Annotated in this window: 17 protein-coding genes; 12 read left to right on the top strand and 5 right to left on the bottom strand. The window is 71.4% G+C overall.

Annotated features, from left to right (window positions below; translation table 11 throughout):
• Window positions 1-104: 104 nt before the first annotated feature.
• Window positions 105-758, bottom strand: coding sequence for a TetR/AcrR family transcriptional regulator (locus tag NH2_RS22140; protein ID WP_084505774.1), 654 nt, complete (start codon window positions 756-758; stop codon window positions 105-107).
• A gap of 169 nt (window positions 759-927) precedes the next feature.
• Between NH2_RS22140 and NH2_RS22135 the strand changes: the two genes are divergently transcribed.
• Window positions 928-1,710: an enoyl-CoA hydratase gene (locus NH2_RS22135; protein WP_067657648.1), complete on the top strand. Its 783-nt coding sequence runs from the start codon at window positions 928-930 to the stop codon at window positions 1,708-1,710.
• 46 nt (window positions 1,711-1,756) lie between these two features.
• Entirely contained in the window at window positions 1,757-2,260 is a 504-nt protein-coding gene (locus NH2_RS22130; protein ID WP_067657645.1) for an MTB12 C-terminal domain-containing protein, read from the top strand.
• Between the two features lie 62 nt (window positions 2,261-2,322).
• Here NH2_RS22130 and NH2_RS22125 read toward each other — a convergent pair whose 3' ends face one another.
• The 4 genes from NH2_RS22125 to NH2_RS22110 are packed head-to-tail and all read right to left on the bottom strand — an operon-like array spanning window position 2,323 to window position 6,098.
• Window positions 2,323-3,330, bottom strand: coding sequence for an acyl-CoA dehydrogenase family protein (locus NH2_RS22125; protein WP_067657642.1), 1,008 nt, complete (start codon window positions 3,328-3,330; stop codon window positions 2,323-2,325).
• Window positions 3,327-4,481 (bottom strand): acyl-CoA dehydrogenase family protein, encoded by a 1,155-nt coding sequence (locus NH2_RS22120; protein ID WP_084505773.1) that lies wholly within the window; start codon window positions 4,479-4,481, stop codon window positions 3,327-3,329. Before NH2_RS22120 ends, NH2_RS22125 begins: the two co-directional genes overlap by 4 nt.
• The gene (locus NH2_RS22115) at window positions 4,478-4,894 is read right to left on the bottom strand and encodes a nuclear transport factor 2 family protein (protein ID WP_067657639.1); all 417 of its coding nucleotides are present in this window, start codon (window positions 4,892-4,894) and stop codon (window positions 4,478-4,480) included. Before NH2_RS22115 ends, NH2_RS22120 begins: the two co-directional genes overlap by 4 nt.
• The gene (locus NH2_RS22110) at window positions 4,881-6,098 is read right to left on the bottom strand and encodes a metal-dependent hydrolase family protein (protein WP_067657637.1); all 1,218 of its coding nucleotides are present in this window, start codon (window positions 6,096-6,098) and stop codon (window positions 4,881-4,883) included. Before NH2_RS22110 ends, NH2_RS22115 begins: the two co-directional genes overlap by 14 nt.
• 215 nt (window positions 6,099-6,313) lie before the next feature.
• Between NH2_RS22110 and NH2_RS22105 the strand changes: the two genes are divergently transcribed.
• The 10 genes from NH2_RS22105 (at window position 6,314) to NH2_RS22060 (ending at window position 17,101) form a co-directional block, all read left to right on the top strand.
• Window positions 6,314-7,699, top strand: a complete 1,386-nt coding sequence (locus NH2_RS22105) for an ABC transporter substrate-binding protein (RefSeq protein ID WP_369690058.1) — start codon at window positions 6,314-6,316, stop codon at window positions 7,697-7,699.
• Window positions 7,700-7,706: 7 nt separating this feature from the next.
• Entirely contained in the window at window positions 7,707-9,830 is a 2,124-nt protein-coding gene (locus NH2_RS22100) for a branched-chain amino acid ABC transporter permease (protein WP_067657631.1), read from the top strand.
• On the top strand, window positions 9,808-10,521 hold the full coding sequence (locus NH2_RS22095; protein ID WP_067657628.1) for an ABC transporter ATP-binding protein: 714 nt from the start codon (window positions 9,808-9,810) through the stop codon (window positions 10,519-10,521). The genes NH2_RS22100 and NH2_RS22095 overlap by 23 nt, the downstream gene beginning before the upstream one ends.
• Window positions 10,518-11,276, top strand: a complete 759-nt coding sequence (locus NH2_RS22090; RefSeq protein WP_067657625.1) for an ABC transporter ATP-binding protein — start codon at window positions 10,518-10,520, stop codon at window positions 11,274-11,276. The genes NH2_RS22095 and NH2_RS22090 overlap by 4 nt, the downstream gene beginning before the upstream one ends.
• Complete coding sequence (locus NH2_RS22085) at window positions 11,273-11,656, top strand: hypothetical protein (protein ID WP_067657621.1); 384 nt, start codon at window positions 11,273-11,275, stop codon at window positions 11,654-11,656. The genes NH2_RS22090 and NH2_RS22085 overlap by 4 nt, the downstream gene beginning before the upstream one ends.
• 220 nt (window positions 11,657-11,876) lie before the next feature.
• A complete protein-coding gene (locus tag NH2_RS22080) occupies window positions 11,877-13,043 on the top strand; it encodes an acyl-CoA dehydrogenase family protein (protein WP_067657617.1) in 1,167 nt (388 codons plus the stop codon).
• A complete protein-coding gene (locus NH2_RS22075) occupies window positions 13,043-13,807 on the top strand; it encodes an SDR family NAD(P)-dependent oxidoreductase (protein WP_067657614.1) in 765 nt (254 codons plus the stop codon). Before NH2_RS22080 ends, NH2_RS22075 begins: the two co-directional genes overlap by 1 nt.
• Window positions 13,807-15,021, top strand: coding sequence for a CaiB/BaiF CoA transferase family protein (locus NH2_RS22070; RefSeq protein ID WP_067657611.1), 1,215 nt, complete (start codon window positions 13,807-13,809; stop codon window positions 15,019-15,021). Before NH2_RS22075 ends, NH2_RS22070 begins: the two co-directional genes overlap by 1 nt.
• Window positions 15,022-15,191: 170 nt before the next feature.
• Window positions 15,192-15,965 carry an enoyl-CoA hydratase/isomerase family protein gene (locus NH2_RS22065; protein ID WP_245650711.1) on the top strand — a complete coding sequence of 258 codons (774 nt, stop codon included), beginning with the start codon at window positions 15,192-15,194 and terminating at the stop codon, window positions 15,963-15,965.
• 2 nt (window positions 15,966-15,967) lie between these two features.
• Window positions 15,968-17,101, top strand: a complete 1,134-nt coding sequence (locus NH2_RS22060) for a thiolase family protein (RefSeq protein WP_067657608.1) — start codon at window positions 15,968-15,970, stop codon at window positions 17,099-17,101.

The following is a 17,101-nucleotide window of genomic DNA, read 5'->3' as shown; positions in this document are numbered from 1 at the left end:
GGGAGCGAGCGGGGGGCGGTGCCCTCCGCTCGCTCGTCGCGTGCGTTCTCTCCGGCGGCCCACCGGACACCCTCACCGTGTCCGGACCCGGAAATCGTGCGGTGCTACCCGCGCGCGAAACCGTGCGCGCAGAAATTCCATACCTCGGTGGCGGTGATCGGGTGCTGCGTCTCCTCGTCCACCGCGCCGGTGGACTGGGCGGTGAACATGACCGTCTGCATCACCATGGCGGCGGCGCGGCGCGAGTTCATGTCGGGGCCGAGCTCGCCCTTCTCCTTGGCCAGGTCCATCAACTCGGTGAAGAGCGCGAGCATGGGCGCGTGCGCGACCTTGACGTGCCCCGGGTGCGAGACGAGCAGCTGCGGGGCGAAGTCGGTGAAGAGCGGGCGCTGCGCGGCCGGATCGGGGCGGCAGAGCTCGAAGAGCAGCTCGACCGCGACCTGGAGCTTGTCCATCGGGTCGGTCTGGCCGTCGGCGGCGGCGCGGAGCTGCTCGGAGGTGCGCGCCAGCGCGTCCTCGAAGAGCGCGAGCAGCAGCTCGTGTTTGCCGTCGAACTGCAGGTAGAAGCTGCGCAGCGACTGGCGGGAGCGGTCGACGACCTCCTGCACGGTGAAGTCGGTGCTTCCCTTCTCCGTGATGATGGCCTGGGCCGCGTCGAGGAAGCGCTGCACGCGCTCCTCGGCGCGCAGCTTCGCCGAGCGCAGCGACCGCTCGATCGCGCGCTGCTTCCAGGCCGGCTTCTCGCTCGGGCTGGTCACGGGCACCTCGATCCCCGGTCATAAGAAGAGAACATGAATGCACTGTACCGGAGAACGTCATGCGACAGTGCCGTCACGGTACGCATGTTCCGTCTTTATTGAGACTATTACTTCCGCAACTGAGAATGTTATTCTCGCTCCATCGCACCCCGGCGGCAAGGAGCACGTCTTGTACATCCGTTACGAAGTCGCGGACCGCATCGCCACCATCACCCTGGACCGGCCCGAGGTGGCCAATGCCCAGAACGGTGAGCTGCTGGACGAACTCGACGCCGCGTGGACCCGCGCCGCCGAGGACGCGGAGGTCGCGGTGATCGTGCTGCGGGCGGAGGGCAAACATTTCTCCTCCGGGCACGACCTCAAGGCAGGCAAGGGCTGGACGGACAAGATCACGCTGGAGCAGATCTACGGCTCCGAGTCGCAGCGGTACCTCGGGTACTCGCTGCGCTGGCGCAACGTGCCCAAGCCGTCCATCGCGGCGGTGCAGGGCCGGTGTATCGCCGGTGGGCTGCTGCTGTGCTGGCCCTGCGACCTGATCGTGGCCGCCGAGGACGCGCTGTTCTCCGATCCCGTGGTGATGATGGGGATCGGTGGCGTCGAGTACCACGGCCACACCTGGGAGCTCGGTGCCCGCAAGGCGAAGGAGATCCTGTTCACCGGCCGCCCGGTCACCGCCGAGGAGGCGCGGCAGGTCGGCATGGTGAACACCGTGGTGCCGCGGGACGAGCTCGACTCGCACACCAGGCAACTGGCCGCGCACATCGCGACCATGCCCGCCTTCGGCCTGCGCCAGGCCAAGCGGGCCGTCAACCAGACACTGGACGTGCAGGGCTTCTACGCGGCCATCCAGTCGGTGTTCGACTCCCATCAGACCGGGCACGGGAACGCGTTGAGCGTCAACGGCTTCCCGGTTCTGGTTCATCTGGACGAGATGAAGGCGAACATGAAATAGCGTCGCCGCACTCGCCCAATCCCTCCCCCTGAAACGAGGAAGTTTCATGCGCGAATCCCTCTTCCGCAAGGCGACTGCCTGTCTCGGTCTCGCGGTCGTCGCGTCCGCCGTCCTGGTCGGTTGCGGCTCGGACGACGAGTCCGACACCGCCGCCAGCAGCACCGAGGCCGCCGCCACCACGACCGCCGCGGCCCCCACCGCCGACGCGGCCACCACGCAGGCGATCACCCAGGCGTACACCGTCTTCTTCGACGCCACCCAGCCCGCCGAGAAGCGGGCGGCGCTCGTCGAGAGCGGTGACGCCTTCCTGCCCATTCTGCAGGGGCAGGCGAGCAACCCGCAGGGCCAGGGCACCTCGGTGGCTCTCGGCGCGATCGAGCTGGTAGACGCGAACAATGCCGATGTCGGGTACTCGCTGCTGATCAACGGGGCGCCGGTGCTCCCCGACCAGACCGGGCAGGCGGTGAAGGACGGCGGCACCTGGAAGGTCGCCTCGGCCACCTTCTGCGCGCTCATCGCCATCCAGGGCGGTACCTCGCCCGCCTGCTGAGCCGGGTCGAGACAGCGATCGCCCGGCCCCGGAGACTGTTCCGGGGCCGGGCGATCGGGTTCTCAGAGCTGAGCGAGCCGGGGGGCGGAGCCGGCTTTTCGGATGCAGGCACCCGCCTCTCGGATGAGTTCTCTTGTGCTGCCCAGCAATCCGTCGAGGACGAGGGTGCGGCGGACGTGCGCCTGCAGGTCGTGCTCGGCGGTGAAGCCGATACCGCCGAGCACCTGCTGGCAGTGCCCGGCCGCGGTGAGTCCCGCCTGTCCTGCGGCGGCTTTCGCCAGCAGGGCGGCGTGGACCGCGGCCGCTGCCGGATCGAGGCCGTGCACCGCCGGGGTGGTCCCGGCCGCGGCGGTGCCTGCGGGGATCGCGGCGGCGCGCGAATTCCGCGCGGCTTCGGCCGCCTCGTCGGCGACGAGCAGGGCGGCCTCGGCGCCGTCCAGGGCGACCAGGGTCTCGGCGAGGCGGTGCCGGACCGCCTGGAACGAGGCGAGCGGGCGGCCGAACTGGGTGCGCTCCAGGACATGGGTGCGCGCGAGGGTGAGCATGGCGTGGCCGGTGCCGAGCAGCCACCAGCCGAGTGCCCGGCGGCCCTCGGCGAGGGCGTGGGCGGGGAGCGTCGTCCCGGCCGCGGCCGCGCGCAGGGGCAGCGCCTCGTCCACCGAGCCGGGCCCGGTGGCCCCGGTTCGCCCGCTCGCGCCTGTCCCGTTCGCGCCGGTGCCGTCGGAGCGGTGACCCGCGCCGGCGCCGCCCGAGCCGCGCGCGGAGGCGTCGGCTCCGCCCGCCGGGAGCGGCTCGCCCCACTCCACCCAGCGCCCGCCCGCGAAGGGCAGGGCGGCGGGCTCCGCGCCCGCGTGCCGGAGTACGTCGAGCAGGAACGGCCCGTGCGACCCCGTCTCGCCGAGCAGCCGGAAGATCAGCGGCACAGCGAGTTCCGGCGCGTCGCCGAGCAGGTCGGGCCAGCCGAGCTCGCCGAGCGCGGGGACCAGCTCGGGCCCCGAGCTCCGGCCCATGGTGCGGCGCATGGCGTCGGTGAGCATTGCCAGTTCGGCGGCGTCCAGACCCACGCTCATTCCTTTCCGAGGTCGAGCAGGCGGCGCGCGATGATGTTGCGCTGGATCTCGGCGGTCCCGCCGTAGATCGTCGCCGCCCTGGAGTACAGGAACTCGGTGCGCCACACCCCGTCGTCCAGCTCGACCGCGCCGGGCAGCAGCTCCCGCGCGGTGTCGAAGAGCCGCTGTTCGGCGGTGGCGAGCAGCACCTTGTCGATCGAGGTCTCCGGGCCGAGCCGCGCGCCGTCGGCGAGCCGCCGCTGGGTGCCGCGGGAGCGGCTGCGGACCTGGTGCAGCGCCAGGTAGGCGGCGCCGAGCGCGGCGTCGTCGGGCTGCGTCGTCTGCTCCAGCAGCTGGTCGAGCCGGGTGAAGAGGTAGGCGATGCGGTGCCAGAAGCAGGTGGAGCGCTCGTGCGGGAGCAGGTCCATGGCGACCCGCCAGCCGTCGCCGGGGTTGCCGAGCATGCGGTCGGCAGGCACCGGGACGTCGTCGAAGAACACCTCGGCGAACTCGTCCACGCCGTGCATGGTGCGCAGCGGCCGGACGGTGATGCCGGGGGAGTCCATGTCCACGAAGAACGCGGTGATCCCGTCGTGGCCGGGCCCGGTGCGGGTGAGCAGCACGCAGCGCGCCGCGTACTGCGCCAGGCTGGTCCAGACCTTCTGCCCGGAGACCACCCAGTGGTCGCCGTCCGCGACGGCCCTGGTGCTCAGCGAGGCCAGGTCGCTGCCGGAGCCGGGCTCGGAGAAGCCCTGGCACCACTGCTCGCGGCCGGCGAGCAGCAGCGGCACCATCTCGGCGGCGAGCTCGGGGCGGGCGTAGGAGATCATGGTCGGGGCGAGCACCTCGATCATGGACCAGATGCCGGGCTCGGCCAGGTCGCGGGAGGCGATCTCCTCGCCGAGCACGGCGCGCAGCGCGGCCGGGCCGCCGAGCCCGCCGACCTCGGCGGGCCAGCCGTAGCGGATCCAGCCCGCGTCGAAGAGCGCGGACCTGACCCGCAGCAGCTGCTCTACCTGGCCGTCCAGCGAATGGTCCGGCCCGGGGGTGAGGTCGTTGGCGGCCAGCCAGGCCCGCAGCGCCGCGCGGAACTCCGCGATGCGACACTCCCCGGCGAACTCCGTGCCCGCACCATCGCCGGGCCCACCCGCCGACCTCGCGTCGGCGGTCATCCCTTGGAGCGCTCGAAGGCGTGCGGAATCCCGGAGTCGTGATCCCCGCTGCGCCGGATGAAGGTCATCCGCCGCGTCTTGATCCGCCACCCGTCGGCGGTGCGCACCAGCGCGTCGGTGTAGTACCCGATGCGCATGTCGTGCGTGCTCTGGTCGATGAAGCAGAGCGGCTGGGTGCCTGCGGCGGTGTCGCCGTCGATCTCCAGCACCGGGAGCCCGGTCAGGAAGAGCCCCTTGGGCGCCGCGGCCACCAGGTCGGGGAAGAGGTCGAGGGTGTAGGTGTCGCCGAAGGCGCTGTAGCTGCCGTCGGGGGTGAAGACCGCGAGCAGCCCCTCGATATCGCCCTTGGTGATGGTCACCGCGTAGCGGGCCAGCGTCTGCTGGATCTCCAGCAGGTCGTCACTTCTGGACATGGATCTTTCCGCCCTTCATCACGAAACGCACGTCCCTGGTGTGCGTGATGTCCTCGACCGGGTCGCCGGGGATGCCGATCACGTCGGCCAGCAACCCCTCGGCGAGCCGCCCGCGATCCTCGACGCCGATCAGCTCGGCGCCCCGGATGGTGGCCGCGCGCAGCACGTCCACCGTCGGCAGCCCGCGCTCCACCAGCGCCACCAGCTCGTCGGCATTGCGGCCGTGCGGGATCGCGGGCGCGTCGGTGCCGACGGCGATCTTCACCCCGGCCTTGTACGCGGCCAGCACCGAGGTGCGGGCCTTGGGGAACATGAGCGCGGCCTTGGCCAGCAGCTCCGGCTCGGCGTGCGACATGTCCATGGCGTCGGCGAGCCGGGTGGTCGGCACCAGCCAGGTGCCGTTCTCGACCATGAGGTCGATGGCCTCGTCGTCGATGAGGAAGCCGTGCTCGATGCAGTCGATCCCCGCCGCGACGGCGTGCTTGACCGCGTCCGCGCCGTGCGTGTGCGCCGCGACCCGGAGCCCGCGCCGGTGCGCCTCGTCGACGATGGCGCGCAGCTCCTCGTCCGAGTAGTGCTGCGCGCCGGGCGCCCCGGTGAGCGACATGACCCCGCCGGAGACGCAGATCTTGATCAGCTGCGCGCCGTGCTTGATCTGGTAGCGAACCGCCTTGCGCACCTCGTCCACGCCGTTGGCGAGCCCCTCCTCGACGGTCAGCCTGAGCACGTCGGGGGCGAAGGCGGCGAACATGGTCGGGTCCAGGTGCCCGCCGGTCGGGGTGATGGCGTGTCCGGCGGGCACGATCCGCGGCCCCTCGATCCAGCCCTGGTCGATGGCCTTGCCCAGCGCGACGTCGAGCAGGTAGCCACCGGTCTTGACGAAGAGCCCGAGGTTGCGCACCGTGGTGAACCCCGCGCGCAGCGTGCGCCTGGCATTGCCGACCGCGCGCAACACGCGCAGCGCCGGGTCGTCCTTCACGCTGGAGGAGAGCCCGGTCTCGCCGCGCCCGCCCATCAGCAGGTTGACCTCCATATCCATGAACCCGGGCAGCAGTATCAGGTCACCGAGGTCGACGACCGCACCCGTCACCGGCCCGCCGACCCCGGCGATCCGATCGCCCTCGATGCGCAGGATGCCCGGCCGGACGATCTCGCCGGTGTCGACATCGAGCAGCCCGGCCGCCCGCAACGTCAGCTCGGTCATCGGCGGCACCTCCCTTCCGGCTAGGAGAATTACATTCTCAAAAGTCAACTAGTAGATTTCCATGCAGGCGGGGCCATGTCAACGCCGGGTCGGGGGTCCGGCCGGCCGGGTGTGGGGATGTGCGTCCATAGTGGCACTCTCGCAAAATCAGATATTGATTATCCAAATCTGAGAAGATAGTTTCCGTTGCAGTGCAGCGGCAGAGGAGGACCACGGTGAAACCGCAGCGAACAGTCGTCGCCCTGATGGCGATCGCGCTCCTGATAGCGGGGTGCGGCCGGGAGGGCGGATCCCGCGAGGAGAGCCCGGCCGGGGGCGGCAACGCCCCCGCGGCCTCCGGTGATTTCGGCTCCCTGACCGATGTCTGCAAGCCGGGCGACCCCGGGGGCTCGTCGGCCCAGGGCGTCACCGACGGCGAGATCGAGGTCGGCGTCTTCTCCGATATCGGCTTCACCAAGAACCCCGACTTCGTCGATGCCGCCGAGGTCTTCACCTCCTGGTGCAACGCCGCGGGCGGCATCAACGGCCGCAAGATCACCGCCAACCTGCGCGACGCCAAGCTCATGGAGGTGCGCCAGCGCATGCTGGAGGCCTGTCGCGAGGACTTCTTCCTGGTCGGCGGCAGCGCCGCGCTGGACGGGCTCGGCGTCAAGGACCGGCTCAACTGCCTGCTCCCCGAGTTCCCGGCGCAGGTCACCCAGACCGCGAACACCGGCTCCGACCTGCAGCTGAACGCGGGCACCACGATGTCGGAGAGCGTGAACCCCTACACCGGCTTCCAGGACTGGCTGATCAACACCGCCTACCCGGACTCCAAGGGCGCGATCGGCATGATCAACGGCGACAACCCGATCACCAAGGTGATGGGCGACAAGCTCACCGAGTCGCTGACCGCGGCGGGCGGGAAGATGGTCTACAGCGATCTGTACCCGATCTCCGGCGTGCCGGACTGGACCCCGTACGCGCAGGCGATCAAGGCCGCGAACGTGAAGGGCCTCATCTTCCTCGGCGAGTTCCGCTACCTGGCGAAGCTGGAGGAGGTGCTGACCAGCATGAACTACAAGCTGCACTGGATCGACTCGAACTCCAACTCGTACAACCAGATCTTCCTGGACGCCGCCAAGACCTCGCTCGGCTACCAGAACAACGTGGCCGACCTGACCGACACCGCGCCGCTCTCGGCAGCCGACAAGCTGCCCGCGGTGCAGCAGCTGAAGGATCTGTACGAGCAGTACGCGCCGGACGCCGACATCACCTTCCAGGGGCTCAAGTCCTTCGGGGCCTGGCTGCTCTTCGCCAAGTCGGCCACCGCCTGCGGCGACGACCTGACCCGCGCCTGCGTCTACAACACCGCGGCGAAGGAGACGAAGTGGACCGGCGGCGGGCTGCAGGCCCCGGTGGATCTCTCCAAGCCCTTCGTGGATCAGAAGCGCTGCTTCAACGTGCAGCAGGCGACCCCGGACGGCTGGAAGGCCGCGGATTTCCAGCCGAATACCGACGGCGTCTTCAACTGCGGCTTCACCCCGTACAAGTACACCGCCGACTTCGGCAAGCCGCTGACCCTCGCCGACGTCGGCAAGAGCCTCGCCGATCTGAAGTGATGCCCTGATGGAGCAGTTCCTCGCGTTCGGGATCGTCGGTCTCAGCACGGCGGCGATCTACGCCGTGATCGGCAGCGGCCTGGTGCTCACCTACACCACGACCGGCGTGTTCAACTTCGCGCACGGCGCGGCGGGCATGGTCTCGGCGTTCGTGTACTGGCAGCTCTCGGTGGGCTGGGGCTGGCCGGTGCCGCTGGCCCTGGCCGCCGTGCTGCTGGTCTTCGCCCCCGGGTTCGGGCTGCTCTTCGGCAAGGCGCTGGCGCCGACCCAGGGGCTGGGCGACGCCGAGAAGCTGGTGATGACGATCGCGCTGCTGAGCGGGCTCATCGTGCTGGCCCGCTGGATCTGGAATCCGAACGAATCCCGCTCGCTGCCGCGGTTCTTCGCGGACAAGCCCTCGATCGACCTCGGCGTGGTGACGCTCACCTGGCACCAGGCGCTCACCATGGTCGTGGCGGTCGCGGTCGCGATCGGGCTGCGAATCCTGCTGTACCGCAGCCGGACCGGCGCCGAGATGCGGGCCACCGTCGACGATCGCGCGCTGGTCGGGCTGACCGGCGCCGACCCGCGCAAGGCCAATCGGATCGCCTGGATCCTCGGCATCGAGCTGGCCGCCATCGGCGGCATCCTGATCGCGCCGACGGTCACGCTGGACGCCGCGCAGCTCTCGCTGCTCATCGTCTCCGCCTACACCGCCGCCATCTTCGGCCGGCTGCGCAACCTGCCGATGGTCTTCCTTGGCGCGGTGGTGGTCGGGCTGCTGGAGAGCTACCTGACCGGCTACCTGCCGCAGAACGAGTACCTGCCCGGGCTCCGGCTGGCGGCGCCCGCGCTGCTGCTCTTCCTGGCACTGCTGGTGTTCCCGCACGGCCGGCTGCGCGGGCGGGACCGCAAGCTCGGCGCGGTCCCGCTGCCGAGCCTGGGCGGCTCGGCCGCCTTCGCGGCGGCGGTCGTGGTGCTCGGACTGATGCTGGCGAGCATGCTCAGCGAGCCGGACATGATCACCTACGGGGCCATGTTCGCCTGGGGCATGATCGCGCTCTCCTACGTACCGCTGCTCGGCTTCGCCGGGCAGATCTCGCTCTGCCAGCTCAGCCTGGCCGGGATCGGCGCGGTGGCCTACGGGCACCTCGGGCCGGAGGGCCAGTGGTGGGCGCTCTTCGCCGCCATGGGGATCGCCGGGGTGGTCGGGGCGGTGATCGCGATTCCGGCGCTGCGGCTCTCCGGGGTCTACATGGCGCTGGCGACCGCCGCCTTCGCGGTGATCCTGGACCGCTGGATCTTCACGCTGCCCTCGTTCGAGCTCTTCGGGATCACGATCTCGCTGTTCGATCAGGGGTCGGTCTCCATCGTCGGCCCCGACCTGTTCGGGCTGAAGGTCGAGACCACCGGCGGGATCACGGTCTTCGCCGCGGTCTGCCTCGCGGTGGTCGGCATCGGCATCGCGGTGCTGCGGCGCAGCAGATTCGGGCGCAGGCTGATCGCGCTGCGCGACAGCGAGGCCGCCTACGCCACGCTCGGCGGCAACCTGCTGGTGGCCCGGGTGCTGGTCTTCGCGCTCTCGGCGGCCATCGCCGGGCTCGGCGGCGCGCTCTACGGCATGCAGATCAGCGCGGTGGCGCCGGAGCAGTTCAACCTGGTGGCGGGGTTGCCGATCTTCCTGATCGTGACCATCGCCGGGCTGGGCGCGGTGGGTGCCGGGCTCTTCACCGGCCTGGTCTTCGCCGGGCCGCTGAACGTGATCCCGGTGCTCTGGCCGGGGCTGCTCAACCTCTCGCAGGTGCTGCCCTCGCTCGGCGGCATCCTCTTCGGCGGCGGCGTGCTCAGGGAGGGCGCCATCGCGCCGATGCGGCGCGAGTGGTTCCCCATGCTGCGCGACCGGCTGGTGGCCCCGGTGCTCATCGCCGTCGTGCTCGGGCTGTGGGGGCTGCGGCTGCTGGAGACCATCGACGGCTGGGAGTTCACCGGCGGCGTCGTGGTCGCGCTGATCGCCGCCCGGGTCTGGCACAGCGCGCGGACCAGGCCCGCCCCGGACCCCTCGGTGGTCCCGGTCGAGTGGTGGGGCGTCAAGCGGCCGTTCACGCCCGAGGACGAGGAGGTGCTCGACCGTGCCGTCACTACTGGAAGTTGACGATGTGACCGTCGTGTTCGGCGGCAACCGGGCGCTGGACGGCGCCGGGCTGCGCGCCGAGCGCGGCGCCGTCACCGGGCTCATCGGCCCGAACGGCGCGGGCAAGAGCACGTTGTTCGACGTGATCTGCGGCCTGCGCACCCCGGCCACCGGCACCGTCGCCATCGGCGGCAAGGACGTCACCCGGCTCGGCCCCGCCCGCCGCGCCAGGCACGGCCTGGCCCGCACCTTTCAGCGGCTGGAACTCTTCGGCCGGTTGAGCGTGCGGGACAACCTGCTGGTCGCCGCGGAGCTCGGCCCGGCCAAGCGCAAGGCGGCGCAGGTGGTCACCGAGATCATCGAGCGGCTGGCGCTGCACCACGTCGCCGACCACTCGGCCGACGAGCTGCCCACCGGCACCGCCCGGCTGGTCGAGGTCGGGCGGGCCATCGCGGCCCGGCCGCACCTCATCCTGCTGGACGAGCCCGCCGCCGGCCAGGACCACACCGAGACCGGCCGCTTCGCCGGGCTGCTCCGCTCGCTCGCCGACGACGGCACCGCGGTGCTGCTGGTCGAGCACGACATGGGGCTGGTCATGAATGTCTGCGACGAGCTCTACGTGCTCGACCTCGGCAAGATCATCGCCTCCGGGCCGCCGTCGGTGATCCGCTCGGACGCCTCGGTGCTCGCCGCGTACCTGGGGGAAGTATGACCAACGGGCTCTCCGCGGCGGCGGTGTCGCGCAACGGCTCCGGCCCCGCCCCGCTGCTCGGGCTGGACGGCATCAAGGCCGCCTACGACGCCATCACCGTGCTGCACGGCGTCGACCTGGAGGTGGGGGCCGGTCAGGTGGTCGCGCTGCTCGGGCCGAACGGCGCGGGCAAGACCACCGCGCTCAGCGTCATCGCAGGCACGCACCCGGCGGCCGCGGGCAGGCTGCTGCTCGGCGGCCGCGACGTCACCGGCGCCGACCCGCGCGACCTGGCCAGGGCGGGCGTCTGCCTGATCCCGGAGGGGCGCGGCGTCTTCCCGAACCTCACCGTGCGCGACAACCTGCTCATGATGACCTTCACCGGCCGCTCCCGCGCCGAGATCGAGGAGATCGCGTTCAGCCGCTTCCCGATCCTCGGCCGGCGGGCGAATCAGCTGGCGGGCACCATGTCCGGCGGCGAGCAGCAGATGCTGGCGCTGGCCCGCGGCCTGGCCACCGACCCCGCGGTGCTGCTGCTCGACGAGCTCTCCATGGGGCTGGCGCCGCTGGTGGTCGGGCGGCTCTACGAGGAGGTCGCCGAGATCGCGCGGCAGGGCGTCGCGGTGCTGGTGGTCGAGCAGTTCGCCGCCGCCGTGCTCGACCTCGCCGACCACGCCGCCGTGTTCGTCCGCGGCCGCGTGGTGCGCCAGGGCCACCCGGACGACGGAATCCGCAACGAATTGGCCGCCCTCTACCTAGGAAGTCACACCCCATGACCGAAACCCGCGCCGACCGTTTCGTCCGCGAACTGCAGGAACTCCAGATCCCCGACCCGGCCGCGGGCCGCTCCGGGCTGTGGCTGCGTACCGGCGTCGTGCTCATGGCGCTCGGCCCGGTCGCGGCGGTGATCGCCTACGTCGTCTCGCACGGCACCACCGACCCGCTGGTGCAGCGCGACGCCATCACGATCGGGCTCGCGGGCATCGCGGTCGCCGTCGTCGGCTCCGCGCTCTTCCTGCGCTACTCGATCACCAACTTCCTCCGCTTCTGGCTGGCCAGGCAGTCCTACGACCTGGACGCGCTCGGCCAGCGGGTGGCGGGGGAGCAGCGCCTCGACGACGCGGCGCCGACGCCGGTGAACTCGGCGTCGCACTGAACCCGGTGCCGATGGCACCCGGGCGACCCGCGCTCGTCCGCGCGCACCCGCCTCGGACTGGGGAGGCACAGGGGTGCCGCGCCGGATGGACGAACGCCGGTCGAAGCCGCCGGTGCGGGAGGTTGGATCGGCCTCCCGCGCCGGCGTGCGCCGACCCGCACGAACCAGAAGGAGCGACATGACAGCCTCGAATGGCCCGGCTGCCGCCGGGACCGAAGGCATGAACTTCGAACTGTCCGAGGATCAGGAGTTGATCCGGTCGTCCGTGGCCGAGCTGTGCCGCAAGTTCGACGACCAGTACTGGATGGAGAAGGACCGGGCGCACGAATTCCCGACGGAGTTCTACGAGGCCGTCGCGAGCGGCGGCTGGCTCGGCATCACCATCCCGGAGGCGTACGGCGGCCACGGCCTCGGCATCACCGAGGCGACGCTGCTGGCCGAGGAGGTCTCGCGCTCCGGCGGCGGCATGAACGCCGCCAGCTCGATCCACATGTCGATCTTCGGCATGCACCCGGTGGTCGTGCACGGCTCCGAGGAGCTCAAGCAGCGCACCCTGCCCCGGGTCGCCGCCGGTGACCTGCACGTCTGCTTCGGCGTCACCGAGCCCGGCGCCGGGCTGGACACGCCGCGGATCACCACCTCGGCCAAGCGCGACGGCGATCATTACGTGATCAACGGCCGCAAGGTGTGGATCTCCAAGGCGCTGGAGTCGGAGAAGATCCTGCTGCTCACCCGCACCACGCCGTACAGCGAGGTGGCCAAGAAGACCGACGGCATGACGCTGTTCCTCACCGACCTGAACCGCGACCACGTCGATATCCGGCCGATCGCCAAGATGGGCCGCAATGCCGTGAGCTCCAACGAGGTCTTCATCGACGACCTGCGAGTGCCGGTCGCGGACCGGGTGGGCGAGGAGGGGCAGGGCTTCAAGTACCTGCTCGACGGGCTGAACCCGGAGCGCATGCTGATCGCCGCCGAGGCGCTCGGGCTCGGCCGGGTCTCGCTGGACCGCGCCGCGCGCTACGCCAAGGAGCGGGTGGTCTTCGACCGGCCGATCGGGCAGAACCAGGGCATCCAGTTCCCGCTCGCCGACTCGCTCGCGCACCTGGACGCCGCCGAGCTCATGCTGCGCAAGGCCACCTGGCGCTACGACAACGGCAAACCCTGTGGCCGCGAGGCCAATACGGCCAAGTACCTGTGCGCGGACGCCGGCTTCACCGCGGCCGACCGCGCGCTGCAGACGCACGGCGGCATGGGGTACTCGGAGGAGTACCACGTCTCCCGCTACTTCCGGGAGGCGCGCGTCATGCGGATCGCCCCCGTGAGCCAAGAAATGATCTTGAACTACCTGGGCACGCACGGCCTGGGGCTACCGAGGAGCTACTGATGGCGCAGCGCAACCCGTTCGACCTCACCGGCCGCTCGGCCCTGGTGACCGGCGCCGCCGGCGGTATCGGCTCGGCGGTGGCCGAGGCGCTGGCCGCCGCGGGCGCCGCGGTGCTCGTCACCGACCTGGACGGCGCCGCGGCCGCCGCGGTCGCGGAGAAGATCACCGGGAACGGCGGCACGGCGGCGGGTTTCGCGCTGAACGTCGCCGACCGGGAGGCCGCGGGCGCGGCGGGGGAGCGCGCGGCCGCGCTGACCGGCGGCACGCTGCACATCGTGGTGAACAACGCGGGCGTCACCGCGCCCGCCATGTTCAAGGACACCACCGCCGACTCGGTGCGGCGGCTCTTCGAGATCCACGTGCTCGGCACGGTGAACGTCACCCAGGGGGCGCTGCCCTTCCTCGCCACCGACGGCACCGGGCGGGTCATCAACGTGACCTCCGCCGCCGGGCTGGTCGGCACGCTGGGCCAGGTGAACTACTCGGCGGCCAAGGCGGCCATCATCGGGATCACCAAGTCGCTGGCGAAGGAGTTCGCGCGCAGGCAGATCCTGGTGAACGCGCTGGCCCCGCTGGCGGCAACGCCCATGACCGAGACCATCCGCACCGACGACCGCTTCGCGCCGCAGATGCTGGACCGGATCCTGCTGCGGCGCTGGGCCGAGCCGGAGGAGGTCGCCGGGGCCTTCGTCTTCCTGGCCTCGGATGCCGCGTCGTTCATCACCGGGCAGGTGCTGCCGGTGGACGGCGGCACGGTGATCTGATGGGGCCGCTGGCTGGCATCACCGTAATCGCGCTGGAGCAGGCGGTCTCGGCGCCCATGTGCACCCGCACGCTGGCCGATTTCGGGGCGCGGGTGATCAAGGTGGAGCACCCGGCCGGTGGCGATTTCGCCAGGCACTACGACGATGTGGTGCTCGGGCAGGCCGCGCACTTCGTCTGGGTGAACCGGGGGAAGGAGTCGGTGGCGCTGGATCTCAAGTCCGAGGAGGGCGTCGCCGTGCTGCACCGGCTGCTCGCCGGGGCCGATGTGCTGGTGTCGAATCTGGCGCCGGGTGCGGCCGGGCGGCTGGGGTTGTCCGCGGCCGAGCTGGCGGTGACGCACCCGGAGCTGATCTCGGTGGAGATCGACGGGTTCGGGTCGGGTGGGCCGCTGTCGCACAAGCGGGCGTACGACCTGCTGGTGCAGGCGGAGTCCGGGGTGTGCGCGGTGACCGGGACCGCCGACGCGCCCGCCAAACCGGGGCCGCCCATGGCGGATGTGACCACCGGGCTGTACGCGGCGCTGTCGATACTCGCCGCGCTGTACCAGCGGGATCGCGGGGGCGCGGGGAACGGCGGAAGCATCGCGGTGAGTCTCTTCGACACCATGGCCGAGATGATGGGGTACCACCTGACCTACGCCAGGCACTCCGGCATCGATCAGCAGCCGCTCGGCATGAGCTCGCCCGCGGTGGCCCCCTACGGCGCGTACCCGACCCGCGACGGCCGCACCGTCGTGCTCGGCACCACCAACGACCGCGAGTGGCAGCGCCTCGCCACCGCCATCCTGGACCGCCCCGATCTCGCCGCCGACGAGCGCTACCGCACCAACCCCGGCCGCACTCGGCACCGCGCCGAACTCGACGAGGCCATCGCGGGTTGGTGCGCGCAGCACGATCTCGCCGAGATCCAGCGCATCGCCGACGCCGCCGGAATCGGCAACTCCCGGTACAACCGCCCCAGCGAGGTGCTCGACCACCCCCAGCTGGTCCAGCGCGACCGCTGGCGCGAAATAGAAACCCCCGCAGGACCGATCCCGTCCCTGCTGCCCCCGGCTATCCTCTCCGGCTACGACCCACCCATGAACCCGGTCCCGGGTCTGGGTGAGCACACCGCCGCGGTGCTCACCGAGTTCGGCTACACCGCACAGGAAATCGCCACCCTCCGGGCTTCGTCCGTAATCGGCGGCGAAGCCCCCGCCGAGGCCGTCCCATGAGCGGCCGGGAAACCCCGCCGCCCGAGGCCGCACCGGCGAGCACCCCCGCCTCCCCGCCCGATCCCGAGCCGAAAGGCGAGGGATCGGGCGGGAAAAACAAGGCCGCCGTGGCGGCCGACCGGACTTCCGGACGCGACGGCACCGTCTTACTGACAAACGACCACAACGGCGTGCGAACCCTCACCCTGAACCGCCCGCACCGCCGAAACGCCATCGACGCCGAACTCTGGCAAGCCCTGGCCGACGCCTTCCGCGCGGTAGCCGGAGACCGCACCGTGCGAGCCCTGGTAATCCAGGGCGCGGGCAAGGCGTTCTGCTCCGGCGCCGATATCTCGGTGCCGGACAACGCCCACCCCATCTACCGGATGCGCGCCCTCACGGACGTGGCAGTCCTCCTGCACGAGCTCCCACTCCCGACCATCGCCAAGGTCACCGGCCCCGCCATCGGCGCCGGCTGGAACCTCGCCCTCGGCTGCGACCTCGTGGTCGCCGCCGAATCGGCGACCTTCGCCCAGGTCTTCACCAAGCGCGGCCTCACCATGGACCTCGGCGGCTCCTGGCTCCTCCCCAGACTGGCCGGGATGCAACAGGCCAAACGCCTCACCCTGCTCGCCGAGACCATCACCGCCACCGAGGCGAGAGAGCTCGACCTCGCCACCTGGGTCGTCCCCGACGACGAGATCGACCCGTTCACCGACGATCTCGCCCGACGGCTGGCCGACGGCCCCCCGGTGGCCCTCGCCCAGACCAAGGCCCTCCTGCACGGCGGCGCCGACACCACCCTGCGCCAGGCCCTCGGTGCCGAGGCAGGCGCCCAGGGCCTCAATTTCGCCACGGCGGACGCACCGGAGGCCTTCGCCGCGTTCGCCGAACGACGAGAGCCGCGATTCACCGGCCGGTGGAGCATCCACCGACCGCCGATCCGCCCCGAGAACGGGAGCTGAACATGCCCGAGGTAGTCATCGCCGGAGCGGTCCGCACCGCCGTCGGCAAACGCAACGGCGGCCTGTCCGGGGTGCACCCGGCCGATCTCTCCGCCATCGTGCTGACCGCGCTCGCCGAGCGCACCGGGCTCGACCCGGCCCTGGTCGACGACGTGATCTGGGGCTGCGTCTCGCAGGTCGGCGACCAGTCCAGCAATATCGGCCGGTACTCGGTGCTGGCCGCGGGCTGGCCGGAGCGCATCCCCGGCACCACGGTGAACCGCGCCTGCGGCTCGTCACAGCAGGCGCTGGACTTCGCCGCGCAGGCGGTGCTCTCCGGGCAGCAGGACGTGGTGGTCGCGGGCGGCGTCGAGTCCATGAGCCGGGTGCCGCTCGGCGCGGCGAAGGCGGGCGGCGCGCCCTACGGCCCGCGCGCCCTCGCCCGCTACGACGGCTTCGAGTTCAACCAGGGCATCGGCGCCGAGCTGATCGCGCGGAAGTGGGGCTTCGACCGCACCCGGCTCGACGAGTTCTCCGTGCTCTCGCACGAGCGCGCCGCCGCCGCCCAGGACGCGGGCGCCTTCCGCGACCAGATCGTCCCGGTCGACGCCGTCACCGCCGACGAGGGCGTCCGCCGCGGCAGCACCGTCGAGAAGCTCGCCGGGCTGAAACCCGCCTTCCGCGAGGACGGCGTGATCCACGCGGGCAACTCCTCGCAGATCTCCGACGGCGCCGCCGCCCTGCTGCTCACCACCCCGGAGAAGGCCCGCGAACTCGGGCTGACCCCGCTCGCGACGTACCGGGCGGGCGCGGTGGCGGGCTCGGACCCGGTGCTCATGCTCACCGGCCCCATCCCGGCCACCGAGCGGGTGCTGCGCAAGGCGGGGCTGGTCATCGGCGATATCGGCGTCTTCGAGGTGAACGAGGCGTTCGCCCCGGTCCCGCTGGCCTGGATCGCCGAGACCGGCGCCGACCCGGCCCTGGTGAACCCGCTCGGCGGCGCCATCGCGCTCGGCCACCCGCTGGGCGGCTCCGGCGCCGTGCTCATGACCCGCATGCTGCACCACATGCGGGACAGCGGCATTCGCTACGGCCTGCAGACCATGTGCGAGGGCGGCGGCACCGCCAATGCCACCGTCGTCGAGCTGGTGGGCTGA

It is taken from the genome of Nocardia harenae NBRC 108248, from assembly GCF_001612885.1.
Taxonomy (GTDB): domain Bacteria; phylum Actinomycetota; class Actinomycetes; order Mycobacteriales; family Mycobacteriaceae; genus Nocardia; species Nocardia harenae.
Note: the sequence above shows the minus strand (reverse complement) of the source record. Positions and strands in the feature narration are given on the sequence as shown.